Below are 23,900 nucleotides of genomic sequence, written 5' to 3'. Positions count from 1 at the left end.
CCGTGGCGTCACCGCCGCCCCGGCCAACCAAAAGACCCGCCTTGATGGCGGGTCTTGTCGTTTCAGCCTTCGGGTGACAGCGTCTCACCAGCCCCAGAACATCAGGTACCAGACCCCCAGCGCGGGCAGGCAGGCCAGTGCGACGCTTGTCGTGCCGACCAGTCGCGCGGCGTTGCCGGCGAGCCGTCCACCGTTGCGCTGCTCGCCATTGTGTTGCTCGCCATTGTGCAGCTCGCCAGTGATGCGCCAGGCCAGTCGCAGGCCCCACAGGCAGGCCAGTGCCAGCAGCACGGCGCGAAGATCATTGGCCCAGGTGAGGTTGATGCCGTCACCGCGCAGCAGCGTCATGGTGGTGGCGGAGAGGCCGAGGAACACGCCGAGCCCGCCCAGCGGAATCAGGCTCAGCGAGAGATGCCACAGGCGTGACAGCGTCGCCTTGCCCCCCATCAGCCAGTTGCCAAGCAAGAGCGGCAGGCTGGTGAGTGCGCCCAGCAGACCGCCGCCCACCACGATCCACAGCGTGATCAGACTGCCATCGAGCAGATTGAAGACATCGTTGTGCTCGGGATAGTTGGTCAGGATCCAGGTGGGCAGGGTGGTGGTCAGCGGCCACATCAGATCATGCTCGATCAGCCAGACGGCCAGCTGCTGCTTGAGCGCGACGAACCACGGGCTGGCGCTCCAGCTGAAGGCGCCGATGGCGATGCCGAGCAGGCCGAACACCAGCACCGAGTAGTGGGTGAAACGCACCGGCTGCGGCGGCTCGACCAGCTCCACGCCCGGCGACCGCCATTCCAGCTGCATCGCGTCCTTGTAGCCACTGCAGCGCCCGCAGACATGGCAGTCGCCGGCACTGTCGAGCTGCTTGAGCGGAATCAATGGCGCGCAGTCAGGCGCATGCGTACGCATACGCACGGCATTGCCCTGGCGCACGGCGCGGTTGTGGGCGTGCCAGCGCGCCTGGTCGGTACGGAAGTGGGTCGGCGAGAGGCGCGCCAGCAGATTGAAGACGCCATTCACCGGGCATAGCTGACGGCACCAGACGCGGGTGCCCTTGCCGTAGATCAGCCCGACCACGATCGCCGCCACCGTCGAGCCGCCCAGTACCACCAGCGCGCCCAGCGGGTACTGATAGACGCTGGCCAGCTGACCGTAGAGCGTGGTGCCCAGGAAGGCCACGAAGGGCCAGCCTCCCCAGCGCATCCAGCCCGGAATCGGCCGGCCGAGCCCGATGCGGCTGGCGGCCTCCGTCAGGGTACCCTCGGGGCAGAAGACCCCGCACCACACCCGGCCCATCAGCACCATGCTGATCAGCACGAAGGGCCACCACAGCCCCCAGAACACGAATTCGGCGAACACCGTCAGATTGGTGAGGATGTGCGCCTGATAGTCGGGCAGCGGCAGCAATGCCGGCACCACCAGCAGGAAGGCGTAGATGCCCACCACCAGCCACTGGATCAGCTGGATCAGGCCGCGCCGCTGTTGCATCGCCTGGCCGAAACGCGCGATACGCGTGGCTCGGGAGGCGCCGGCTCCGGCGTCACTGGCGATGATGTCCGCCCGTGCGTCGGGGCGTGCGGAGTGTGTACTGCAATGGGCCATGAACGCTTCCTCTTCTCTCACTGGGCAGTGCGCGGGACGGGCATCAGCTGCGCGCGCGGGCGGTGAGCTGCTTGCGCTGATCCTTGCGCTCCACCTTGCGCTGGCGCTTCATCAGAGTGATGACGATGACCCAGTAGAGGGCATAGCCCAGCACCATGGTGGTGGCGGGCCAGGCGCGATAGCCGGCGAAGGTCGCCAGCAGGCCACCGAGACCGCTGCCATCATCGAGCAGCCAGCTGGAATCCCACAGCGGGTCGAGACCGGCCGGCAGATAGCCCAGGCCGATGAGCTGCTCAAGCCCTGACATCAACAATGACGCGGCCAGCAGCAGCAGCAGGACTTCCGTGACGCGGAAGAACAGCTTCCAGGAGAACAGGCGCGAACCCAGCTGCAGGGCCATGAAGGTCGCCACTGCCAGCGCGAAACCGATGAAGGCCGCGAGAGAGAAGCTGCCGATGCCACCGGACTGCAGGCTGGCGGCGCCCATGCCGTAGAGGAAGACGACGGTTTCCGCACCTTCACGTGCCACGGCGATGGCGACCAGTACCGCGACCCCCCAGTAGCTGCCGGAGGAGACGGCCTCGGCCAGGCCGCTCTCGAGTTCTGCCTTGAGAGTCCGGCCCTTGGTCCGCATCCAGAGCACCATCTGGGTGATCAGCAGGCAGGCGATCAATACCAGCGCCGCCTGGAAGACTTCCTGGGCGGTGCCGGTCAGCCAGGTGTTGGCGCCCATCAGGGCCGCGCCCATCAGTCCGGCCAGCACCAGACCGGCAACGACCCCACCCCACAGGTAGCGCAGCCCGGCGCGCGTGCCCGACTGCACCAGCCAGGCATGCATGATGCCGATGACGAGAATGGCTTCGACGCTTTCGCGCCAGACGATAAACAGAACCTGATCAAACATGGCGGGACTCTCGGGGACAGCGGGCAGGGTGAGGAATCGGCAATGCCGTTCGTGCCCTGACAGGGAAGAGGTGGCAGGCGCGGCAGGGGACGAGGCAAGTGACGGCGGACATGTGCCTGTGCCTCAGTCTTCTGCGACGACCTTGCCGCGGGCATCCGGCAGGTGGAAGTCATCGAAGTAGTCGTAGCTGCCGGCACGCAAGGGGTGGATCACCACGAAGGATTTCACGCCCGGGGCCAGCACCTTCTCCTTGCGCAGCGAATTGCTCTCGAATTCGGCGGGCGTGTTGCCCGCGTTGTGCAGCTGGATGACGAATTTCTCGCCGGACTTGACCTTGAGCACCTCGGGACTGAGCTTGCCGTTGGTGAGCGTCAGGTCATAGGACGGCATGTCGCTGGCCAGCGTCACGCGCGGCAGCAGTACCGCCAGCAGCAGAGCGAGGGTCGGCAGCAGCGCAGCGACGGACTGCCGGGCAGAGCGACGACGAGGAAGGCGCATGATGGGCTCCGGGATAGTGGGGTAGGCACTCGGCAGAGGCACGAGGGAGAGTCATTCGGACGTGGCACTCGCGGGCGCCAGGTGCCAGGGATGGAGGGTTGCCGGCAGAGCGACCAATGGCCGCGAGCGCTTTTCAGCACAGGCGGCCATTGGAGACAGCGGGCGGACATGCCGGCGGATACGAGATGGCGCCGTCATGTCCGCCACGTGCAGAGGCTGGTGCTCAGTAGCCGCCTTTCTTGCCGACACCGGCATACACGAAGTCGTAATCGGTGGTGATGGTGTCCGGCCACTCGGCGACACCGGTTTCCTTGTCGATGTGACGCGGCATGTCCGGGTGCTGGATGTCGAAGGTCAGGTGGTACTTGCCCGGGCCATCCAGCTTGACGTTCTTGCCATAGTGGGTGCCGTCGTTGGCGATCATCGGTACCAGATCGCCTTCGATCGGGGTATCACTGCCCTGCTTGGTCAGGGTGTAGTGAATGCCCAGATAGGGAATCCAGTCGCCCGGCGCGAAGCCGTTGTCGTTTTCCATCAGTGCGTGGATATCGGCTTCCAGATGGATGTCGGCCTGATTGGCCGGCAGCTTGCCGGCCGGGGCCATCACCACTGGCTGCAGATAGACGGCCGCGATTTCCATGCCGCCTTCCTTGACCGGAGTGCCGATCGGGTATTCCAGTGCCGAGGCCTGGCCCGCCACGAACGGTGCCGCCAGGCTCAGGGCGAGCAGGGCAGGCTTGAGCGCGCGGGGCAGAGTAGTGGTGACGAAATGACGCTGTGGCATCGGGGATGGCTCGCAATAATGGGAAGTGGAGCTTCATTATCCTGATAGGCATAAATATAACCATTCTCATTCTTGCGCCGCCTGCGTTGCCTATCTTGCAACGGGGTGTTTTTAAATATGAGATATTACTTAAATAAAAGGACGTTGAGAGAGAGGGCTGCCCGGCGTGACTGGCCCCTGGCCTCCCGTCATGAGGATTCCAGCACCATGTCTGGTCTGCCACGTCACCATGCGGCATGCTGCGCGCCATGATGACGACTTCTTCACGTTACCCCGCCCCATTGGACCCTCCCGCCATCGATGCCTGGTGCCGGACACTGCATGAGCGCCTGCTCGCGCGGCATCAGCGCGCCTGTCTGTGGATCAGCGGCAGAGAGGGCACGAGCGGTGTTCCCTGCGCTGCTGCGCTGGCGATCTGTGATCTGTGGCCAGCGCGTGAGTCTGCTCCGCTGTGGCTGGGGGCCGGAGAGGCGATCACGACGCCGGGCGGGACACACGTGCGCTCGCTGGCGATGGCCAAGGCTGCCACTCAGCTGGGCGGCGAGCAGGCATTGGTCGTCTTCGATGCCGCACATCCGCAGAGTGGTCTTGATCCCGATGCCTTCGGGGCCGTGGCCGGCACTCTGATGGCGGGAGGACTGCTGGTGCTGGTGACGCCTGCTGCCTGGGCCGACGCCGAGCCAGCGCCAGCGCCGGATGGCGACTACGCGCGTCTGGCGCACTGGCCGTTCGCGCGTGAGCAGCTTGCGGCGCGCTATCTGGCGCGGCTGGCACGGCGTCTCCAGGCGGATGCCAGCGTACTGCACTGGCCGCAGGGCGAACCGTTACCGGCGCTGCCACCCGCCGGGGAGGCAGCGACCCGTGTCGGTGAGGTCACGGACCCTGATTGCCTGACGTCGGATCAGGCCGAGGTGGTGGCCGCGCTGGCGGCACTCCGCCCGAACCAGCCGGTGGTGATCAGTGCCGATCGTGGCCGCGGCAAGAGTGCCGCGCTGGGCATCGCCGCGGCACGCTGTCTGGCAGCGGGGGAAAGTGTCTGGCTGACGGCGCCACGGCCGGCGGCGGTGGCCGCGGTCTTCGCGCGTCTGGCAGCGCTGCTGCCGCGGGGGCGCCGCGAGGGCAATGCCTTTCGGCTTTGCGTGCCGGCAGCGCACCCTGCGCAAGGCGGGTGGACAGCTGATGGAGCGGAGGTTGCGAGCGAGCTGCGTTTCCTGGCACCGGACGCCATCACCGCCGCCCGCCTTGCCTGCCCGGAGGGGCCGCTGCCTCGCTTGTTCGTCGATGAAGCGGCCGCCATCCCCACCCCGTTGCTCAAGGCGTCTCTGGCGCATTTTCCGCGCATCGCCTTCGCCACCACCGTCCATGGCTATGAAGGTACCGGGCGAGGGTTCCAGCTGCGTTTCCGCCAGCATCTCGAGCGTCAATGCCCCGGCTGGCAGGCGCTTGAGATGACCACGCCTGTCCGCTGGGCGTCCGGTGATCCGCTGGAGGCGCTGACCGATGATCTGTTGTTGCTCTCGGCACCGCCATCAACGCTGGCGCCGGTCATGGAGGATCGCAGCGATGTCGAGCGATGGCTGGCCGGCAGTGAGGTCGTCGTGCTGGATCGGGACGCTCTGGCACGCGATGAAGCGATGCTGGAGTCGCTGTTCGGCCTGCTGGTGCAGGCGCATTACCGCACCACGCCGGCGGACCTGCGGCAGCTGCTGGATACCCCGGGGCTCAGGCTGCTGGCGATTCGCCATCAGGAGATCGCCAGTGGCAAGCCGGCATGGCTGGGCGTCGTGGCGGCCGTCGAGGAGGGCGGGTTTCCTGCTCCGCTGGCAGAGGATATCTGGCGAGGTCAGCGGCGGCCGCGCGGGCATCTGCTGGCGCAGTCTCTGGCGGCGCATGCCGGTCATCAGGCGGCCGCCGAGACGCGCTGGTGGCGGATTCTGCGCATCGCGATACATCCCGCACTGTGGCGGCGTGGGCAGGGGGCGCGCTTGCTCAATGCGCTGGAGCAGCAGGCACGGCTGGCGGGTGTCACTCGTCTCGGCACCAGTTTCGGGGCCGAGGCGGGGCTGGTGGACTTCTGGCTGTCCCAGGGCTTCATGCCACTGCGCATGGGGCTCAAGCGCGATGCGGCCAGTGGCGAGCATGCGGTGATGATGGGCAAGGCGACGGGGGAATCATGCGATGGCGCAGGCGAGGCCTCGCCGGGAGATACCTTGCTCGAGGCGCTGCATCAGGACTTTCAGCATCTGCTGCCGAGCCTGCTGGCGCATGAGCTGGCCGGGCTGCCTGACGTGCTGGCATCGCGGCTCGCCCTGGGCGGTCAACCGGCTCAGGGCTGTCAACCGGCTCAAGGCTGGCCGCAACGACTTGACTGGTATCTGCGCGGTGGCGGAGGTCTTGCCCTGGTGCGGCCGTGGCTGCAGGCCGCGCTGAAAGCCCACGGCTCCCCGGATGAGCAGTGCGTCGGCTCATCCGGACTGGATGAGGCCGCGCGTCACGGGCTCGCACTGGCCCTGGCCGGCCAGGATGCACCAGCCTTCATCGACTGGGCCGAGCGTCAGGGCATCGTGGGGCGCAAGGCGCGTGATCGCTGGTGTCGTGCGGCGGCAGGGCGTCTCGTCGATGCGCACGGTGCCCTGCCTGGCGGCGATCATTGATCAGAGGCCGGGGATGCCGATCGGTCCCGGCATGTCGGGAATCGGCGAGCAGCCGCTCAGCATCAGCAGGCCAGCAGTGGCGGAAAGGACGGATAACAGCAGAAGTCGGCGGGGCATGAGGGCTCCGGTTGTCAGGGGCTGGAAGTGCACAGCGTGGCCGTGTCGAGAGATCTCATCCTTGCATATTCGCAGTCACTGATCGACAGGCACCGACAACCACTAGCCATGGCCGTGGACGGTTCCGTATGCTCGGGGATGACAAGAACAGGAAACTTCGCCATGAATGAGCATATCGACACGTTGGAACCCGCCATTGTCTGGCGTCATTTTCGTACCCTGTGCAATATCCCGCGCCCTTCCGGGCATGAAGCGGCACTGGTTGAGCATCTGATTGAGTGGGCGCAGTCGCGCGGCCTCGCGCATGACCGCGACGATTTCGGCAACCTGCGTCTGCGCAAGGCGGCCACCCCCGGCCATGAGAGCGCTCCGGGGATCGTGTTGCAGGGGCATCTCGACATGGTGGCCCAGGCGGCCAGCGACTCCCGCCATGACTTCACCCGTGATGCGCTCGAGACCTATCTCGAGGATGGCTGGCTCAAGGCGCGCGGCACGACGCTGGGCGCCGACAATGGCCTCGGCGTCGCCGCGGCGCTGGCGGTGCTGGAAGACGAGACGCTGGTGCATGGTCCGCTGGAGGCGTTGTTCACCCTCGAGGAAGAAACCTCGATGGGCGGCGCATTGAATCTGGCCGAAGGCTGGCTGGAAGGGCGCTATCTGCTCAATCTGGACTCGGAGGACCGTGGCCAGGTCTATATCGGTTGCGCTGGCGGTGCGGACATCAATGTCGCGCACGAATTCGCCACGTCCTCGCTGAAGGATGCCGAGGCGGAGCTTGAGCTCACCATCGGCGGGCTGGTCGGAGGACATTCCGGGCTCGACATCCATTGTGGGCGCGGCAATGCCAACCGCCTGATGTCACGGGCACTGGTGGCGCTGGCGGAATTCTCGCCGCGTCTGGTCAGCTGGTCTGGCGGTACGCTGCGCAATGCACTGCCACGCGAGGCGACCGTCGGCGTGGTTCTGTTCGATGAGCGTGTCGCGGCAGCCCGCCAGCGTCTGGCGGAATTCGAGGCGCAGATTCGCGATGAGCTACGTGACACGGACCCGGACGTCACCCTCAGCGTGACGCGCGGCAATGCCGAGAGTGCCCTGTCCGTCGAGGATACCCAGCGGCTTGTCGCCGTACTGGATGCCGCGCCCTATGGCGTGGAGCGCATGAGTGCAGCCGTGGAAGGCGTGGTGGAAACCTCCAACAACCTCGGCGTGGTCCAGCTGCGTGAGGGGAGTTTCCATCTCTGCGCCCTGGTGCGATCGCTGCGTGATGATGCGGTCTCCATGATGGAGCAGCGCATCCGCGGGCTGTTCGGCCTGTTGGGGGCGCACACTCAGGCCGAGAATGCCTACCCGGGTTGGCAGCCGCAGCCTGAGGCGGAGCTTTTGGCGCGATTCTGCCATCTGCACGAGAGCGTCACCGGCCGCGCGCCGGAGATCAAGGTCATCCATGCCGGTCTGGAATGCGGCATCCTGGGGGCCAAGTATCCCCAGCTCGAGATGATTTCCTTCGGCCCCTTGATTCGCGGTGCGCACTCGCCCAGCGAGCGCGTCGAGGTCGACTCGGTCGGGGAATTCTGGCAGGTGCTCAAAGGACTGATCACGACGCTTGCCGAGCCGCGCGACGCCTGATCCGGGCCGATTGACTCCCCACGACACCGCCCCCGCAGGTAGCCTGCGGGGGCGGTGTCGTATCTGGGCATCAGGCTCTCGTTGCGCTTCCTGCGGGGCGCTGGCTGGGCACTTCGAGCGTGCGTCAGCTCAGTGGATATTGATGCGTATCGCCGGGAAGCCGATGCTCACGCCATCGTGACGGCGGCGCAGGTCATGGCGGCGCGAATCGTATTGTCGATACTGATGAGGCGCGTAGCGCTCATGTTGGTAGTAGCGGCGCTGGGGAATGCGGTGACGCGTGTCGTGGCGAGAGTGATGGCGCTCCACTCGCGGCTCGTCGAACATCCTGAGATGGCGGCGCTTGATCGCCTCATGGCGGCTTTGCGGTGTGCTGTGACGCTCGATGGTCTGTCGGCCGTGATGCTGCTGACCCTGTGAGCGATGACGATCATCCGCGGCAACGACACCGGGGATGGCGAGGCTCAGCATGAGTCCCAGGCCCAGCAGGACTGGTGCCATTGTGATGGTGTGCATGGGGTGGTCTCCCGTGTTGTCGGATAGTCACCCTTCTTGATCCCTGTTCACACGATACCGTGTCGCGGACACTTTGACGAACAGCGTTCTCTGATGTGTCGACGTCTCCCTGAATCCATGTCGTGATCTTCTGGCCTTCATGCTCTATGGCGCTCAAGGTAAGTGCTTGCTCGCAAATGCTTTTCCCGCGATGAGCGTCAGTCTGCGGTGCAGAGCGCAAAAAAACGCCCCTGCCGTGGGGGCAGGGGCGTTTTCGGGTGCTGTCGTCGGGGACGAGATCAGGCGTGTTGATGCTGATGCTTGCCCTCGGCGAGCTCCTCGAGCAGCTTGGCATTGAAGGCATCGAGGTCATCCGGCTTGCGGCTGGTGACCAGCGCGCTGTCACACACGACGTCGCTGTCCTGCCACTCGGCACCGGCGTTTCGCAGGTCCTGGGCGACGGAGGGGAAGGAGGTCATCTTGCGGCCTTCGACCACCCCGGCGTTGATCAGGATCCACGGCGCGTGACAGATGGCGGCCACCGGCTTGTGGGCCTGGAAGAAGCTGCGCACGAAGTTCAGTGCGGTCTCGTCCTGGCGCAGGGTATCGGGATTGAACAGGCCGCCCGGTAGCACCAGGCCATGATAGTCGTGTTCGCTGGCATCGCTGAGCGAGGTGTCGACCTGGTAGGTCTCGCCCCAGTCGGTTTCGGCCCAGGCACGAATGCCGTCTTTCTCCGGCGAGACGATGTGTACCTCGACGCCCGCCTCCTGCAGTGCGGCGCGCGGCACCGCGAGCTCGGATTCCTCGAAGCCATGGGTCGCGAGAATGGCCACGCGCTTACCTTGCAGTTGTTGACGTGTCTGCTGATCGGTCTGCTGTGTCATGCAAATCTCCTTTCCGTGCTTCGGCTCTTGCGAGCGTGTTGGGCAGAGAAGGGAAAAATTCTGCTCTCAGCATGCGTTACTCACTGAGGTGAGCGCCCCACGTTGATGCAGCGAATTCCCGTCCTTTCGTGCCCTGACACTCAAGACATGGATGCGCGATACTGACTTTCAAGGGGGTGACCCCACTGCGTTTTCACCGGCCATGGAGTGCCCGATGCCTCTGCTTTCTGAATCTTCCGCCGTGATGTGGTTGCTGGTCGGCGTGCTGTTGATGCTGTCGTTGATCCTGGGGTTGGGCTGGCGGCGAACCCGCGAGCAGCTTCACGCTCTCGAAGAGAGCAGTGACGAAACCCGGCAGGCGTTGCAGCAGACGCTTGAAGAGGCGCGGGATCTACAGCAACAGGCCGAGCAGCGGACGGCCCTGGTCGAGCAGCGTGCCGCACTGGATGGGCAGCAGGCGGAGCAGCAGCAACGCTATCTGAGCCAGTCGCTGGAGGAGGCGCGCCAGGCGCGCGATGCGCTGACGGAACAGCTCGCCACGCTGCGCGAATCGCTGCAGGGGCGGCTTGATGAACAGTCGCGTGCGCTGAGTGAACAGCAGACGCTGGCACGCAGCCTGACCCGTCAGCAGGAAGTGCTGGAGGCCCAGCTGCTGGAGCGTGAGGAGCGTCTCGAGACATTGACCGAGCGCTACGCCGAGCTGCGCGAGACCCATGCCTCGCTGGTCACGCGTCAGCGTCAGGAGGCCACTCATCACGCCGAGCAGCTGGCACTGCTCAACGACTCCCGCGAACGCCTGAGTCAGGAATTCGAGCAGCTGGCAGGCAAGGTGTTCGAGGAGCGCCAGCAGCGTTTCTCCGCCGCCAGTGGTGCCCAGCTCGAACAGTTGCTCAAGCCGTTTCGCGAGCAGGTCGGGGACTTTCGTCAGCGCCTCGAGCAGCTGCATGGCGAGGAGGTACGCGAACGCACCAGCCTCAAGAGTCAGCTCGACCAGCTGGCGGGACTCAATCGCCAGATCACCGAGGAAGCGGCCAATCTGTCACGTGCGCTCAAGGGCGACAGCAAGATGCAGGGCAACTGGGGCGAGATGATTCTGGAGACCGTGCTCGAGCGCTCTGGCCTGCGAGAGGGGATCGAGTTCAAGCGTGAGGTGTCCTTCAGCGGTGAAGGCGGGCGCCAGCGCCCGGATGCCATCGTCTATCTGCCGGACAACAAGCATCTGATCATCGATGCCAAGGTCTCGTTGAGCGCCTACACCGACTACGTCAATGCCGCGGATGAGACGGCGCGGGCGCGAGCCCTGAGGGCGCATCTGACCTCGGTGCGCGGCCACGTCACGGGACTGGCGCGGCGCAACTATCCCGCCATCGAGGGGCTGGGGTCACCGGATTTCGTGTTCCTGTTCCTGCCGATGGAGCCCGCCTTCGCGCTGGCCTTCGAGCATGACGACAGCCTGTTCCAGGACGCCTTCACCCAGGGCGTGGTGATGGTGACGCCGACCACCTTGCTGGCCAGTCTGCGCACCGTGGCCAGTCTGTGGAGTCTGGAGCGCCAGAACGACAATGCGCGCGTGATCGGTGAGCGTGCCGGGGCGCTGCTCGACAAGTTCCGCGGACTTGCCGAATCCCTCGAGGAGCTTGGTAGCCAGCTGGGCCGTACCCGCGAGGCGCACGATACCGCCATGAAGCGTCTGGCCAGCGGGCGCGGCAACCTGATCAGCCGTGCCGAGGAACTGCTGGAGCTCGGCGCGCGCATGAAGAAGCCGTTGCCCGAGACCCTGGTGCGTCAATCCCGTGACTCCCTGCATCACCAGGGGCCGGTCTCTGGCCCGACATCGCAGTCCGATGCTGCTATTGAATCTGAGACTGAGCCTGAGCCTGAGCCTGCCTCTGGCTCGACGGCGGACAAGGCTCAAGGTGCCACGCTATCGCGCTGGGAACATCTGGAGCGCAAGTGGCAAGGGGACACCCCGTGAACCGGCACATCTCGCTCATTGCCGGCTGACACTCGGTGGCATGCCATCTCTCGTATTCCCTGTTCTTTCTCGACGGCCCTCCAGCAGGGCCGTTTTTCTTGAGATGCAGGGTCAACGCAAGCTCGGACTATCGTGTTCTGACGCGGCGAGGAAGGAAATATCGTGAGTGATGCAAAAAATTCGACATCTTCTGCATCCGTTCTCCGGACCTCCCCGTAAGTTGGTTTGAGCCTGCGGTAATGGGGCGAAAATGACAAATGAACAACTTTCAGCTCATGAATGAGCGTTTTCTCAGGAGATGTGCCCATGTCTACCAAGTCCAACAAGTCCGCCAAGACCGCTTTCGCCCTGGCTTCCGCCCTCGGTACCGCCGTAGCGCTGTCTGCCGCCGTGGTCTCCATTCCGGCGCATGCCGCAGGCATGGAAAAGTGCTATGGCGTGTCGCTGGCCGGTGAGAATGACTGCGCTGCAGGCCCGGGCACCTCCTGTGCCGGCACTTCGACCGTCGATTATCAGGGCAATGCCTGGAAGCTGGTCCCGGAAGGCACCTGCACCTCCATCGAAACGCCCACTGGCACCGGCAGCCTGGAAGAGATCAAGTAAGCATCACGCCTCGGGTCTCCCCCGAACCTGACGTCCGGTGGGCGGGTGTCTCACCCCTCCGCCGGACGCTCGCAGAATCGAGAGGTCGTCATGCACGAGTCATCCCCCACCTCCCGCAGCCCGGATTTCGGTACGGCCTTGCCGTCGTTCGATGACATGGCCACGGGAATCAGCCTCAAGGCGCAGCATGTCAGGGAGCTGATGTCATCACGGCCGGCGCTGGGGTTCCTCGAGATTCATGCCGAGAACTACATGGGCGCAGGCGGAGCCCCCCATGCGCGGCTGGATGCGCTGCAGGAGTATCCGCTGTCGATCCATGGTGTCGGCCTGTCGCTGGCATCGGATCGTCCGCTGGAGGCCGCGCATCTGGCGCGCCTTCGAGCGCTCTGCGAGCGTCACCCGCCCACCAGTGTGTCAGAGCATCTGGCCTGGGCCGGCCATAGCGGCCACTTCTACAACGACCTGCTGCCGGTGCCATTGACCGACGCGATGCTGGCACGGGTCAGCGATAACCTGATGCGGCTGCAGGACTGCCTGGGCCGCCAGGTATTGATCGAGAATCCCGCACACTATCTGCGCTTTGATGCGCAGGCTCTGGGCGCGGAGTTGATTCCCGAGACGAATTTCCTGACCCGACTGGTCGAGCGCAGCGGCTGTGGACTGTTGATCGACGTCAACAATGTCTTCGTCTCGGCGCACAACATCGGTGTCGATCCTGCGGCATGGCTTGAGTCGATCCCGGCCGCGGCCGTCGGCGAGATCCATCTGGCGGGTCATGTCGTCGATGAGCGCGAAGGCCTGCTGATCGACAATCACGGTGCGCCGGTCTGCGAGGCGGTATGGGCCCTGTATGCCGACTTCATCCAGCGAGTCGGGCCGCGCCCGACCCTGATCGAGTGGGATACCCAAGTGCCGGCGCTGGAGGTGTTGCTGGGGCAGACGGCTCGGGCCGAGCAGATTCTGCAGAGCGCCTTGGTTCAGCAGGGCTCTCGGGTTCCGCAGACCTCTGGCCCTCAGGTGGAGAGTCCGCGATGAGCACGCCAACGGCCCCCATGACTGACCATGATCTTCTCGCCTGGCAGCGGGCCTTCATCACGGCGCTTGAGCAGCCTGACCGTCATCTGCCGGGCATCGAGGCGGCACATCAGGGGCGTCTTGACGTCTATCGCAACAATGTCTGGGCCAGCCTGATCTCCGCGCTGCAGGACGCCTATCCCGTGACGCGTCAGGTCGTGGGCGAGCGCTTCTTCGCGGCGCTGGCGCATGATCACTCACGCCGTCACCTGCCGGAACCGCCCTTGATGATGGAGTACGGGGCGGGGCTTGCCGAGACCTTGCACACGACTCTGACGACGCTGGTCGAGCATCGACAGGCATCGGCCGCTCAGCTGCCGTTCTACGCGGTGGATCTGGCGCGGTTCGAGGCCGCGCGTCTCACGGCCTATCACGCCGCCGACGCTGAAGTGCTGGCACCGGCCAGGCTGGCGCAGCTGTCACCCGAGGCGGTGTTGGCGCTGACCTTCCTGCCTCATCCCGCGGCAGGTCTGCTGCGCCTGGAGCATGCGATCTTCGAGGTCTGGCAACGCCACCAGAATGAGGGAGCCAGCCTTGAAGGCCTGGATGTCGCGCGGCCCGAGAACCTGCTGATCACCCGTCCGGCCCTGGAGGTTCAGGTGACGGTGCTGTCAGAGGCGGCTGCCTGGTTGCTCGACCTGCTGTTGGCGGGTGAATCGCTCGCGGATGCGGCCGCCATGCTGGCGGATGTCCATCCCGAGCAGGACCTGGGGCAGCTGCTGGCCCCTCTGCTGGCAAGTGGCGTGTTTCTCGCGCCGGACTAGTGTCGCCCCATGATCTTTCGTCCATGCCAGTCTCCTGCCGACCTACCCGGGCCGAGCTGGCGCATCCCCTTTTTCTCGCGCACTGGCGCATCCTTGAGGAGGCCTCATCATGAGCCTTGAGTCATCCACGACGCCCGCGGTCCGTACCGGTGTGGCGGGGCAAGTCCTGAACGTGTTCGTCTGGCTGGAAAATCTGCGCATGGATGCCGTGCTGATCCTGATGCGCATCGTCATTGGCGCCGTGTTCTTCATGTCAGCGCAGACCAAGGTCGATGGCTTCGCGCTCAAGGAAAGCACCTTCTTCCTGTTCGAGTACGAATACGCGTTGCCGCTGGTCCCGCCGGTACTGGCCGCCTATCTGGCCACGATTGCCGAGCATCTCTTCCCGCTGATGCTGTGGCTGGGCCTGGGCTCCCGCCTTGCCGCGCTGGGTCTGGCCGGCATGACATTGACCATTCAGCTGTTCGTCTACCCGGAAGCCTGGGTAACCCACGGTCTGTGGCTGTCCAGTCTGCTGGTACTGGTGCTGCAGGGCCCGGGGCGTCTGTCACTGGATCACCTGATTCGCTCACGTATCGCCTGATCTTGCCTGCTGGCCACAACGCAAGACGGAGACCTCAGGGTCTCCGTCTTGCGTTGTGCGTATCGCGTGTCGTCGTGGGTCAGACAGGCTCTTCGGCGCGCTGATGCTCGATCTCGGCACGTACCATCTCGACACTGGCGGCATCGATGTAGTCATTGGCGTGTGCATGATGCGCCATGTCGAGGCTGTCGGTGCTCAACAGCATGTCGCAGCCCAGTGCGGAGAGCTCCTCGCCCAGCGTGGCCAGCTCTGCCTTGCGCGATTCGGAGTCACCGATCTGGCGAATGTAGATGGCGCAGATGCGGCCCGGGTAACGGCGCACGACATCGGCATAGACCTCCGGATCATGCTGACCGCTGTCTCCGATGAGCAGGAACTGCATCTCGTCATACAGGTCGAGCATCTTCTCGATCAGCGCCTGCTTGTGGTCTTCCGAGCGCTTGGGCAGGGGGCGCTGCAGCGTCAGCCCCCATTCGCGCAGGAACAGGATGGGGCCGACCGGGATGCGGTTGTGCTGGAAGAACACCTCCAGCATCTCATAGATGCTCCAGGGGCCGCGTGAGACGTAGAGCAGCGGGCGACTCTGCTGACCGTCGCTGCCCTCGTGGAGCGCCTGATAGAGCGCGGCGACTCCCGGGAAGGCAGTGCGTCGCTCGGCGGATTCGATGAACAGCCGATAGAGCATCTTGAGCTTGTTGGCGACACCGGTGTACATCACGGTGTCGTCGATATCGCTGATCACGCCCAGTCGGGTACTGGCCGGTGGCAGGTAGACCTGGGCCTCGCCCTCGACAGCGGCCTGCTTCGGCGGCCGGGCGGTGATCCGTGCCGTCTGCCATTGGCCTTGATCTGCCAAGGGCGACAGCAGAGGCAGGTGGACGCTGAAGTAGCCATCGCGGTCGGTGACGACCGTGGTCTGGTTGCCGCCAAGGCTGACGTCCACCTCCACGCCGCCCTTGCCCCAGCGCAGCAGACGGCGGCCGACATCCATCAGATCGCGCCCGGCCCCGGGCGCCAGCTGACTGCGCGAGCCGGGCTGCTGAAAGATGCGGCCCATCAGAAAGGCTTCATTGTGTGAGCCATAGCCACGATAGGCATGGATGACGCAACCATCCTTGCCCTGGGCATGGCGCATGGGCTTGGCAGCCACATGCAGCAACTTGCGTAGCAGACGTGTCAGCGGCAGTGACATGCAACCCTCCTGGTATGACGCCTGATCAACCTGCCTGATTGGCAGCCACCCTGCGTGTCGCGTGATGATGCGCTTCCGAGCATGGTCCTGCGCCTCTTGCTCAAGTGCTTCTCGGGCTCAAGTTCTTCTCGGGCTCAAGTCCTTCTCGAACTCAAGTTCTTCTCGAGTCTGCCCCTCGAGTGGTGTCCGACCCACGAAAACGCCGCCTTCCGGACACCGCGCAAGCACGGGACAGAAGGCGGCGTTCACGGCCTGCCGATCACGCTGGCGGCAGTGTCAGACACGCGATGGTGTCCTGGTCAGAATCACTCGCCCAGGTAGGCGGACAGCATCCAGACCGTCTTTTCCTGCTCGCGGATATAGTCGCCGACCAGCGAGGCAGTCCCTTCATCGTCGGCATCGGAGGCGACGGAGAGGATTTCACGCTGCAGCTCGATCAGGGACTTGTAGCCGGTGAGCAGACCCTTGACGCAAGCGGTGCCATCGCTGACATGGGTGTCTTCCTTGATGGTCGCCACGCGAGCGTAATCGCTATAGGCGTGCATCGGCTCGTGACCCAGGGTCAGGATGCGCTCGGCGATCTCGTCGACCTTGGTCAGCAGGTCGGTGTAGGTTTCCTCGAACTTCACGTGCAGCTCGAAGAACTGGTTGCCCTTCACGTTCCAGTGATAGCCGCGCGCGTTCATGTAGAAGGTCTGGTAGTTGGCCAGCAGCACATTGAGGTGCTCCGCCAGCTGGGTTGCGCTGGAAGTGTGCAGGCCAATGGCATTGGTATCGGTGGACATGAAGACTCTCCTTGAGAATGGGCGACGTGAAATGTGGTTGGAATACGTGGTGAGGCAGGGCGCGGGCACTGAGGACAAGCAGGCGATATCCCTTACCTTCGAGTGCCTCGGGTCCAGGAGGCCAAGCCCATGACACCAGGCCCGGGCAACCGGGTCGATGACACCAGTGTAGAGGGTGACGGTGCCGTGCAGTAACGAATTCGCTGCATCGTCGTGATCGTCTGGTGCTATGACGTGTTCCGGTGCGAATGATCGGATGACTGAGCCATCCAGTGCCTCACGATGAATCCGTGATCAAGCGTCTTTCTGGTACATGCGGCTCAGGATGACGCTTTTCAAGGTGGCACGGCAAGGTAGCACGCGGTTCATTGCCGGGGCATGACCGTGAGAAACGCAAAGGCCCCGCACGGGGCGGGGCCTTTGCGACAGCCAGACCAGCAGCTGTCATCACTTCAGCAACGCTCAGGCGTCAGTTGCGCGCCATGTGCAGGAAGTGCATGTGCTTCTCGTACTGATCCAGTACATCACCGATGACCTGCTCCTTGGTGTAGCCCATCAGGTCATAGGTCTGGCCGCCTTCGCGCAGGAAGACCTCGGCCCGGTACTGGCGCTCCACGTCACTGGTGCCCTTGCGCTTGACGTTGCGCAGCGCGAAGGCCGGTGCCGCATACTCGCGGACACGTACGCCATAGATGAAGTCGATCTCGTCGCCATGGCTGACCTGCAGATAGCTGCGGTCATCTTCGTCGTTGACGCGCACATCCAGCCCCTGCGCCTCGAACTCCTTGGCGACATCCGACAGCGCCGGCGTCACGACATCCGACAGATACTGCTCGACATTCTTCTGCTGCGGCGTCTCGACCAGGGTCTGGACGCGCTTCTGCCAGCTGCGTGCACCACCGGCGGTATGCCCCGGCGTGTTGCTGAGATGCTGCATGGAGCGCTGCTTGACGCCTTCAAGACGCAGCGCCTTGAGCAGGCCGTAGCAGACGAACATCAGGATGATGGCGAAGGGCAGGGCAGAGGCCAGCGAGGCGGTCTGCAGTGCGCCGAGACCCCCGGCCATCAGCAGCGCCACGGCCACGAAACCTTCGGACACGGCCCAGAAGATGCGCTGCCAGACCGGAGATTCATCGCCTTCCTTCGAGGTCAGCATGTCGATGACCAATGAGCCGGAGTCGGAGGAGGTGACGAAGAAGGTCACCACCAGCACCGTGGCCAGCAGGGAGGTCACGCTACCGAACGGGAACAGTTCCAGGAACTTGAACAGTGCCACGGAGGCATCCGCGGAGACGGCCTCGGCCAGATTGCCAGCGGCGTCGGTCATCAACAGGTGCAGTGCACTGTCGCCGAAGAAGGTCAGCCACATGAAGGTGAAGCCCATCGGCACGAACAGCACGCCATAGACGAATTCACGGATGGTACGACCACGCGAGACGCGTGCGATGAACATGCCGACGAACGGGGACCACGCGATCCACCAGCCCCAGTAGAACAGGGTCCAGCCACCCAGCCACTCGGACGGGCCGTCTTCCGGGATGTAGGCGAACATGTTGAAGGTCTTGTCGACCACTTCGCTGAGGTAGCCACCGATGTTCTGGATCAGGGTCTGCAGCAGGAAGATGGTCGGGCCAACGCACAGCACGAACAGCATCAATGCCAGCGCAAGACCGAGGTTCAGCTCGGAGAGACGACGGATGCCGCCGTCCAGCCCCATGACCACGGAGATGGTCGCCAGGCCGGTGATGATGGCGATCAGGATGACCTGGGTGGTCAGGCTGTTGTCGATATCGAACAGATAATGCAGACCGGAGCTGACCTGCAGCACCCCCAGACCCAGCGAGGTGGCCACCCCGAACATGGTGCCGAAGACGGCGAAGATGTCGACGGCATGACCGATCGGGCCGTGGATGCGCTTGCCGATCAGCGGGTACAGCGCGGAGCTGATGCGCAGCGGCAGGTTGTGGCGGAAGCTGAAGTAGGCCAGCGCCAGTGCCACGACGGCATAGACGCCCCAGGCGTGGATGCCCCAGTGGAAGAAGGTGGTCTTCATGGCCTCGCGAGCGGCTTCCACGGTACCGGCATCGCCCACGGGCGGTGCGGTGAAGTGGAAGACCGGCTCGGCGACACCATAGAACATCAGGCCGATACCCATGCCCGCGGAAAACAGCATCGCGAACCAGGAGCCGTAGCTGAAGTCCGGCTCGGAGTGGTCCGGCCCCAGCTTGATGTCACCGGATTTCGAGAAGGCGAGCCCCAGCGTGAAGACCACGAACAGCCCCATGGCCAGCAGGTAGAACCAGCCGACGGTATCGATGATCCAGGTCTGGACGTGGCCGAAGACCACGTTCGCCGTCTCGGGCATGGATACGGTGAAGATCACGAACGCCAGTATCACCACGGCGGAGCCGAAGAAGACTGGCGGATTGATCTTCGCGACCGTAGGTTGGTCGGCATTTTCTGACATAAATTTCTCTCCCTGATTGCCTGTTCGACGATAATGGTAACTTATTGAACCTGTGGCGTCGTGAGTTGTCCGCGCCATATCGTTTCCATGTGTAACCGATGATGAGGCCATGGAAATGCGATGGGGACGAAAGCGCTCCGGCACGCTGATGCCTTGGCGCATCGCGGGTCAGGCGTCGTGCCAGCCGGTACTGGCCGTCGCCCGGGAACATGCATGAGGTAGGCGTTGGCGTGGTGGCGAGCTAAGATGAGACCGTCTGCATTCAGGCCCCTTTACTGCTTGATACTATAGTTATGCACAAATCCTACAAGGCTTAAGTGTCAGTCTAGTGGCTTTGCGCCATCTCGCGGATGAAAATCGTGATGGATCGCCAAGTCAGATGGCTGATCGGAGACGTTCGCATGTTCTCTCGACTTCCCTTAGCTCCCTCTCGCACGGGGCTGCTCATCTCGGGCCTGCTGCTGTTGAGCGGCTGTTCCACGCTGACGAGTCAGGACCCGCTATCTGCCCATGACAGCGAAGCGCTGCCTGCGGCCTGCATCTTCCCGCGTCAGGGCGATGCCGATCAGTGGCTGCGTGCCGCCGCCGAGGTCGTGGAGGCCCGTGGCTACAAGGTGCGCGAAAGTGAGCTGTCGCTGGGCCTGGTGACCGGGGAGCGCAAGGTCGACCAACCGGGGCTCGGGGCCATCGAGGGGCCCTTCGGCTCTCGCATCGGGTTCTCGGTGGGCTACGGCGTGGCCGCCGGGCGTGGCATCGGTGTCGGGGTGGGCAATGACGTCTATCGGGACGACCCGATCAGTTTCGAGCGCATCTCGCTGGTGGCACCGGACGAGCGAGTGCGCGTGATCCGTGATGAGCAGGTCATCAACCAGGGCGGGTATGTCATCGATGCCCGACCACAGAATCTCAGCGAGAGCTGTCAACAGATCGAACGTCAGCTGGAAGCCGCGCTGGCGGGCCGTGATCCTCGAGAGGTGCGCTGATGAATCCTTCCCTTCCTCGCTGCCTGCGTCTGGTGGCCTGTCTCGCCCTGCTGTCGCTGGGCGGCTGCATGACACAGCCGACCCATGCGCCGGACTCCCGTACCGCGGTGATCGCGCCCGACAGCGGCACGCTGACCTCCCGGCAGGTCTTCGTCACGCTGATGACCACGCTTGCGGAGCGCGGCTTCATCATCGAGCGGGCAGACCCGGATCTCGAGCGGCTGGATGCCAGCTACGCCGCCAGACCACCGCTGACCCTCGACGCCTGGGTGAGTGAGGTGAACGGCCAGATTCGTCTGAGCGTGACGGGTGACAGCAATGGCGCCGAGATCGCGCCGGGGCGTCTCGACAACCTGCTGGTGGACGTGGCAGTGGCGCTGAACGCACGTACCGTGCCGGTGATCGGCACGCCATGATCGCCAGCACCTCATGACATCGCGCCATGCCCCGGGGCGTGATCGGGCATCTTCCGATCGCTTGTGCCCGGAGGGATTGAGTCTGCACCGACGACGGCGCCTGGCCTGGCTGGCACTGGGCGCCAGCCTGTTGGCCGGCGTACTGGTGCTGTTCGCGCTCTGGCAGTGGGAGTTCGCCCGCAGCGAGCGTGAGGCACGCCAGCATGCGGCCACTCGGCTGCACTTCTATGCCAGCACCCTCAATGCGGAGTTGTCGCGCTTTCAGTGGCTGCCCGCCATGCTGGCGCGACAACCGCGCGTGCGTGCCGCCTTCGATGACACGGCCGATATCGCCGAGTCCGGCAATCGTCTCGACTGGCACCTGCAGCGTGTGGCCCGGGAATCCGGCGCCGCCGCGATCTTCCTGACGGATGCCTCCGGCGTGACGCTGGCCGCGAGCAACTTCGATGAATCCGACAGCTTCGTGGGCCATCGTTACGCCTACCGGCCCTATTTTCTGGATGCGATGGCGGGCGGGCGCGGGGAATTCTTTGCGGTGGGCAACACCACGGGGCGCCCCGGTTACTTCGTGTCCGCGCCCGTGGCGGGGGCAGACGGCCAGCCGCTGGGCGTGCTGGTGGTCAAGGTCTCGCTGGAGGCGCTGGAGGATACCTGGCGTCAGGCCGGCGAAACGGTACTGCTGGCCGATGCCAATCGTGTCGTGCTGCTGGCCTCACGGCGGAGCTGGAAATACCGCACCCTCGAACCCCTCGCGCCCGCCGCTCTCGACGACATCCGGGCGCAGCAGCAATTCCGCGGGGCGCCGCTCTCCCCGCTGGCGCGCTCGCTGGAAGACGGCAGTCTGGTGCTGGGGGCGGGAGAGGCGTCTTCCCGCTCCTCGACTTCCGTCGGCCAGCGCTATCTGGATGAGTCGCTGTTCAGTGGTCCGCTGGCCTGGCAGCTGCACTTTCTGATGCCGCTGCGGCCTCTCTATATACAGGCGCGCAACACCATGCTGGCCGGGCTGGCGGTACTGCTGGGGCTGGGCATGCTGGCGCTGTGGATGCGCGAGCGTCAGGCGCGCCTGCGGCTCATCCGGCGTGAGGCGGTGGTCATGCGTGAGATCAACGAGCGTCTCGAGGAGCGTGTCGCCGAGCGCTCCCGCGAGCTTGAGGCCACCCGTGACGAGCTGGTGCAGGCGGGCAAGCTGGCGGCGTTGGGCACCATGGCTGCCGGCATTGCCCATGAACTCAATCAGCCGCTGGTCGGCATTCGCACCTATGCCGCCAGTGGCGGGAAGTTGCTGACGCGTGGCGTGTCTCAGGCGACGACCCGCCCGGAGCTGCTGCCACGTGCCGCCGAAGCGGCGAGCGGCAATTTCACGCGTATCGCGGCACTGGCCGAGCGTCTGGGCGACATGATCCGCCAGTTGCGGGTGTTCGTGCGGCCGGCCAGTCAGCAGCCGCCAGCGCCGCTGGCACTGGTGCCTCGCATCGAGTACGCCCTGGAGCTGCTCGATGAGCGGTGCGAGCTTCTGGGACTCGTGATCGAGCGGCAGGGACTGATGCCAGAGGTGCGGGTGATAGGAGAGCAGGCGCGCCTCGAGCAGCTGCTCACCAACCTGATCCGCAATGCCGTGGATGCGCTGGAGGGTCAGCAGCGCGATGGCACCCTGGACGGGGTCGCCCGTATCCGGCTGAGCTGGCAGGCCTGGCCTGAGGTTGCCTGGCTCGAGGGGCGGCCCGGCGGTTGCCTGCGCATCGAGGACAATGGCCCCGGGATCGACCCGGCATTGCGGGCCACCCTGTTCGACCCCTTCACCACCACCCGCGAAGTGGGTGACGGCATGGGCATGGGGCTCTTTCTGAGCTATGGCATGGCACGTGACCTGGGCGGTGTCCTGCGGCTTTCGGATGATGTCCCGCCGAGTGCGCTGGGCGGTGCCAACTTCGAACTGTGGCTGTGCACGCCCCCTGATGACGCGGGCAGCCCGACACCCACTCGACTGACCCCGGAGGCACCTGACCATGAGTGATGCTGCCTTCGAGACAGGCGATGAGCGCCTGACTCAGGATCATGAGCTAACCCGCGAGGCGCCCATCTGGCTGGTGGACGACGACCCGGCCGTGCGGGAATCGCTGTCTCAGTGGCTGGAACTTGCGGACCTCAACCTGCGCTGCTTCCCGCGGGCTGAGGCCTTGCTGGAAGCGCTGGCCGCCGGCGAGCCGGTCAGCGTGGTGATCAGTGACATTCGCATGCCGGGCATGGATGGGCTGACGCTGCTGTCACGGCTCACGCTCGAGGCGCCGGAGCTGCCGGTGCTGATGATGACAGGGCATGGCGATGTGGCCACTGCGGTCTCGGCCATGCAGGGCGGAGCGCGCGATTTCATCGAGAAACCCTTTGACCCGGAAGCGCTCGAGCTCAAGCTGCGTCAGGCGCTGGCAGGCCGGCGGCTGAGCGATGAGAACCAGCGGCTGCGTCGTCGCCTGAGCGTGCGGGGGCTTGCCGGTCTGCTACGTGGTGAAAGCGCGAAGATACGTCAGTTGCGCGAGCAGATACTGGAGCTCAAGGGGCATCCGGCACGCGTCTGGATCACGGGGGAGTCGGGCAGCGGGCGGACCACCACGGCGCTGGCACTCGCCGAGCATGCGCCGTCGGAGGGAGAGGCCCAGCGCGCCGGCACATCGCCGGCCTCCGCGTTGCTGGCGAAGGTCGAATGTCGTGCTCTGGTCGGTATGGCGACGAGCACCAAGGCGTCGAGCACCAAGGCGTCGAGCGGCGCGGCGTCGAGCGGCGCGGCATTGTCCGAGGCGATTGATGAGGCTCTTCAGGCCGCTCCCGAGATGAATACCCTGTTGCTGCATGACGTCGACGTTCTGAGCCGTGAGCAGTGGCAGTGGCTGGATGCCTGGCTGAACGCTCAGCCCGAGGTCGGACGTCGCGCGCCACGGGTGGTCTTCAGCGCCGAGTGCAGCGTCCAGGCCTTGGTGGCCTCCGGCACGCTGGGGCTGACGCGGGGGCACGCGCTGGCGGAGATCGAGCTGGTCACGCCGTCACTGCGTGAGCGGCGCGAGGATATCCCGTTGTTGATGGCGCATTTCAGCCGCCAGGCCGCCGACGTTCATCAGGTTCCTGAGTTGCCCTTCGTCCGGGGCGAGCTGACGACCCTCATGGCGGCCGACTGGCCCGGAAATCTTGCCCAGCTGCGTCAGCTGGCCAGCCAGCGGACCGTGCTGGGTGAACAGGGGCAGGAGCCGCCGGCGACCGGGCAGGAAGCGGGAGAGGAGGACCCGGACGGGCTTGCCGCGCAGGTGGCGTTGTTCGAGGCGACGCTGATTCGAGCGGCCCTGACACGTGCCCGAGGCAACATTGCCCAGGTGCTGGAGGAACTGGCCCTTCCGCGCCGGACGCTCAACCTCAAGATGCACAAGTACGGACTGCGGCGTGATGACTTTCGTCATGGTGCGGACGGGGTATCGGAATGAGCGCCTGCTCGGGAATCAAATTGT

20 protein-coding genes are annotated in these 23,900 nt (G+C 64.9%); 11 read left to right on the top strand and 9 right to left on the bottom strand.

The genetic code is table 11. The features are described 5' to 3' along the window. Window positions 1–84: 84 nt before the first annotated feature. The 4 genes from QD228_RS06400 to QD228_RS06385 all read right to left on the bottom strand — a co-directional run bounded on the left by QD228_RS06400 (window position 85) and on the right by QD228_RS06385 (window position 3,788). A complete protein-coding gene (locus QD228_RS06400) occupies window positions 85–1,602 on the bottom strand; it encodes a 4Fe-4S binding protein (RefSeq protein WP_279874820.1) in 1,518 nt (505 codons plus the stop codon). A 43-nt stretch (window positions 1,603–1,645) separates the two neighbouring features. Then, complete coding sequence (locus QD228_RS06395; protein ID WP_077378619.1) at window positions 1,646–2,506, bottom strand: FTR1 family protein; 861 nt, start codon at window positions 2,504–2,506, stop codon at window positions 1,646–1,648. A gap of 123 nt (window positions 2,507–2,629) precedes the next feature. Then, window positions 2,630–3,004, bottom strand: coding sequence for a cupredoxin domain-containing protein (locus tag QD228_RS06390; protein ID WP_279874819.1), 375 nt, complete (start codon window positions 3,002–3,004; stop codon window positions 2,630–2,632). Window positions 3,005–3,227: 223 nt separating this feature from the next. After that, a complete protein-coding gene (locus tag QD228_RS06385; RefSeq protein ID WP_077378625.1) occupies window positions 3,228–3,788 on the bottom strand; it encodes an iron transporter in 561 nt (186 codons plus the stop codon). Window positions 3,789–4,036: 248 nt separating this feature from the next. Between QD228_RS06385 and QD228_RS06380 the strand changes: the two genes are divergently transcribed. Further along, entirely contained in the window at window positions 4,037–6,442 is a 2,406-nt protein-coding gene (locus QD228_RS06380) for a GNAT family N-acetyltransferase (RefSeq protein WP_279874818.1), read from the top strand. 279 nt (window positions 6,443–6,721) lie between these two features. Then, entirely contained in the window at window positions 6,722–8,185 is a 1,464-nt protein-coding gene (locus QD228_RS06375) for an aminoacyl-histidine dipeptidase (protein WP_279874817.1), read from the top strand. 129 nt (window positions 8,186–8,314) lie between these two features. On the opposite strand, the gene QD228_RS06370 is transcribed toward QD228_RS06375, so the two are convergent. Then, a complete protein-coding gene (locus tag QD228_RS06370) occupies window positions 8,315–8,701 on the bottom strand; it encodes a hypothetical protein (protein ID WP_279874815.1) in 387 nt (128 codons plus the stop codon). A gap of 278 nt (window positions 8,702–8,979) precedes the next feature. Then, the gene (locus tag QD228_RS06365) at window positions 8,980–9,567 is read right to left on the bottom strand and encodes a type 1 glutamine amidotransferase domain-containing protein (RefSeq protein WP_084209441.1); all 588 of its coding nucleotides are present in this window, start codon (window positions 9,565–9,567) and stop codon (window positions 8,980–8,982) included. A 214-nt stretch (window positions 9,568–9,781) separates the two neighbouring features. On the opposite strand from QD228_RS06365, the gene rmuC reads away from it, so the two are divergent. The 5 genes from rmuC to QD228_RS06340 all read left to right on the top strand — a co-directional run bounded on the left by rmuC (window position 9,782) and on the right by QD228_RS06340 (window position 14,566). After that, on the top strand, window positions 9,782–11,542 hold the full coding sequence (rmuC, locus tag QD228_RS06360) for a DNA recombination protein RmuC (RefSeq protein ID WP_279874814.1): 1,761 nt from the start codon (window positions 9,782–9,784) through the stop codon (window positions 11,540–11,542). A gap of 306 nt (window positions 11,543–11,848) precedes the next feature. Next, on the top strand, window positions 11,849–12,145 hold the full coding sequence (locus QD228_RS06355; protein ID WP_084209440.1) for a DUF2282 domain-containing protein: 297 nt from the start codon (window positions 11,849–11,851) through the stop codon (window positions 12,143–12,145). A 90-nt stretch (window positions 12,146–12,235) separates the two neighbouring features. Then, entirely contained in the window at window positions 12,236–13,180 is a 945-nt protein-coding gene (locus tag QD228_RS06350) for a DUF692 domain-containing protein (RefSeq protein WP_077378643.1), read from the top strand. Then, entirely contained in the window at window positions 13,177–13,983 is an 807-nt protein-coding gene (locus QD228_RS06345; protein ID WP_279874812.1) for a DNA-binding domain-containing protein, read from the top strand. The genes QD228_RS06350 and QD228_RS06345 overlap by 4 nt, the downstream gene beginning before the upstream one ends. 109 nt (window positions 13,984–14,092) lie before the next feature. Next, the gene (locus QD228_RS06340; RefSeq protein ID WP_077378649.1) at window positions 14,093–14,566 is read left to right on the top strand and encodes a DoxX family protein; all 474 of its coding nucleotides are present in this window, start codon (window positions 14,093–14,095) and stop codon (window positions 14,564–14,566) included. A gap of 79 nt (window positions 14,567–14,645) precedes the next feature. Here the strand turns inward: QD228_RS06340 and QD228_RS06335 are convergent, their stop codons facing one another. The 3 genes from QD228_RS06335 to betT form a co-directional block, all read right to left on the bottom strand. Continuing rightward, complete coding sequence (locus QD228_RS06335; protein WP_077378652.1) at window positions 14,646–15,758, bottom strand: phosphatase domain-containing protein; 1,113 nt, start codon at window positions 15,756–15,758, stop codon at window positions 14,646–14,648. Window positions 15,759–16,063: 305 nt separating this feature from the next. Beyond that, window positions 16,064–16,543: a Dps family protein gene (locus QD228_RS06330; RefSeq protein ID WP_065392451.1), complete on the bottom strand. Its 480-nt coding sequence runs from the start codon at window positions 16,541–16,543 to the stop codon at window positions 16,064–16,066. Between the two features lie 469 nt (window positions 16,544–17,012). After that, entirely contained in the window at window positions 17,013–19,010 is a 1,998-nt protein-coding gene (gene betT, locus QD228_RS06325) for a choline BCCT transporter BetT (RefSeq protein ID WP_077378655.1), read from the bottom strand. A gap of 401 nt (window positions 19,011–19,411) precedes the next feature. On the opposite strand from betT, the gene QD228_RS06320 reads away from it, so the two are divergent. From QD228_RS06320 to QD228_RS06305, 4 genes are read left to right on the top strand one after another with little or no spacing between them, the layout of a single operon-like run. Then, a complete protein-coding gene (locus tag QD228_RS06320; protein ID WP_279874810.1) occupies window positions 19,412–19,993 on the top strand; it encodes a hypothetical protein in 582 nt (193 codons plus the stop codon). Beyond that, entirely contained in the window at window positions 19,993–20,409 is a 417-nt protein-coding gene (locus QD228_RS06315) for a hypothetical protein (protein ID WP_084209437.1), read from the top strand. The genes QD228_RS06320 and QD228_RS06315 overlap by 1 nt, the downstream gene beginning before the upstream one ends. 13 nt (window positions 20,410–20,422) lie before the next feature. Continuing rightward, window positions 20,423–22,423 carry a cache domain-containing protein gene (locus QD228_RS06310; protein WP_279874809.1) on the top strand — a complete coding sequence of 667 codons (2,001 nt, stop codon included), beginning with the start codon at window positions 20,423–20,425 and terminating at the stop codon, window positions 22,421–22,423. Beyond that, window positions 22,416–23,876, top strand: coding sequence for a response regulator (locus tag QD228_RS06305; RefSeq protein WP_279874808.1), 1,461 nt, complete (start codon window positions 22,416–22,418; stop codon window positions 23,874–23,876). Before QD228_RS06310 ends, QD228_RS06305 begins: the two co-directional genes overlap by 8 nt. The last annotated feature ends 24 nt before the right edge of the window (window positions 23,877–23,900 follow it).

The organism is Cobetia sp. 3AK, assembly GCF_029846335.1.
In the GTDB taxonomy this organism is placed as follows: Bacteria; Pseudomonadota; Gammaproteobacteria; order Pseudomonadales; family Halomonadaceae; genus Cobetia; species Cobetia marina.
This window is presented reverse-complemented; position numbering and strand designations above follow the sequence as displayed.

What these genes read in the sequence shown, in the direction of transcription:
- QD228_RS06375 (WP_279874817.1), top strand. Translation starts at nt 6,722, where the DNA reads ATGAATGAGCATATCGACACGTTGGAACCCGCCATTGTCTGGCGTCAT.
- QD228_RS06365 (WP_084209441.1), bottom strand. Translation starts at nt 9,567, where the DNA reads ATGACACAGCAGACCGATCAGCAGACACGTCAACAACTGCAAGGTAAG.
- QD228_RS06380 (WP_279874818.1), top strand. Translation starts at nt 4,037, where the DNA reads ATGATGACGACTTCTTCACGTTACCCCGCCCCATTGGACCCTCCCGCC.
- QD228_RS06390 (WP_279874819.1), bottom strand. Translation starts at nt 3,004, where the DNA reads ATGCGCCTTCCTCGTCGTCGCTCTGCCCGGCAGTCCGTCGCTGCGCTG.
- QD228_RS06395 (WP_077378619.1), bottom strand. Translation starts at nt 2,506, where the DNA reads ATGTTTGATCAGGTTCTGTTTATCGTCTGGCGCGAAAGCGTCGAAGCC.
- QD228_RS06340 (WP_077378649.1), top strand. Translation starts at nt 14,093, where the DNA reads ATGAGCCTTGAGTCATCCACGACGCCCGCGGTCCGTACCGGTGTGGCG.
- rmuC (WP_279874814.1), top strand. Translation starts at nt 9,782, where the DNA reads ATGCCTCTGCTTTCTGAATCTTCCGCCGTGATGTGGTTGCTGGTCGGC.
- betT (WP_077378655.1), bottom strand. Translation starts at nt 19,010, where the DNA reads ATGTCAGAAAATGCCGACCAACCTACGGTCGCGAAGATCAATCCGCCA.
- QD228_RS06305 (WP_279874808.1), top strand. Translation starts at nt 22,416, where the DNA reads ATGAGTGATGCTGCCTTCGAGACAGGCGATGAGCGCCTGACTCAGGAT.
- QD228_RS06385 (WP_077378625.1), bottom strand. Translation starts at nt 3,788, where the DNA reads ATGCCACAGCGTCATTTCGTCACCACTACTCTGCCCCGCGCGCTCAAG.
- QD228_RS06345 (WP_279874812.1), top strand. Translation starts at nt 13,177, where the DNA reads ATGAGCACGCCAACGGCCCCCATGACTGACCATGATCTTCTCGCCTGG.
- QD228_RS06320 (WP_279874810.1), top strand. Translation starts at nt 19,412, where the DNA reads ATGTTCTCTCGACTTCCCTTAGCTCCCTCTCGCACGGGGCTGCTCATC.
- QD228_RS06355 (WP_084209440.1), top strand. Translation starts at nt 11,849, where the DNA reads ATGTCTACCAAGTCCAACAAGTCCGCCAAGACCGCTTTCGCCCTGGCT.
- QD228_RS06310 (WP_279874809.1), top strand. Translation starts at nt 20,423, where the DNA reads ATGACATCGCGCCATGCCCCGGGGCGTGATCGGGCATCTTCCGATCGC.
- QD228_RS06330 (WP_065392451.1), bottom strand. Translation starts at nt 16,543, where the DNA reads ATGTCCACCGATACCAATGCCATTGGCCTGCACACTTCCAGCGCAACC.
- QD228_RS06370 (WP_279874815.1), bottom strand. Translation starts at nt 8,701, where the DNA reads ATGCACACCATCACAATGGCACCAGTCCTGCTGGGCCTGGGACTCATG.
- QD228_RS06335 (WP_077378652.1), bottom strand. Translation starts at nt 15,758, where the DNA reads ATGTCACTGCCGCTGACACGTCTGCTACGCAAGTTGCTGCATGTGGCT.
- QD228_RS06350 (WP_077378643.1), top strand. Translation starts at nt 12,236, where the DNA reads ATGCACGAGTCATCCCCCACCTCCCGCAGCCCGGATTTCGGTACGGCC.
- QD228_RS06400 (WP_279874820.1), bottom strand. Translation starts at nt 1,602, where the DNA reads ATGGCCCATTGCAGTACACACTCCGCACGCCCCGACGCACGGGCGGAC.
- QD228_RS06315 (WP_084209437.1), top strand. Translation starts at nt 19,993, where the DNA reads ATGAATCCTTCCCTTCCTCGCTGCCTGCGTCTGGTGGCCTGTCTCGCC.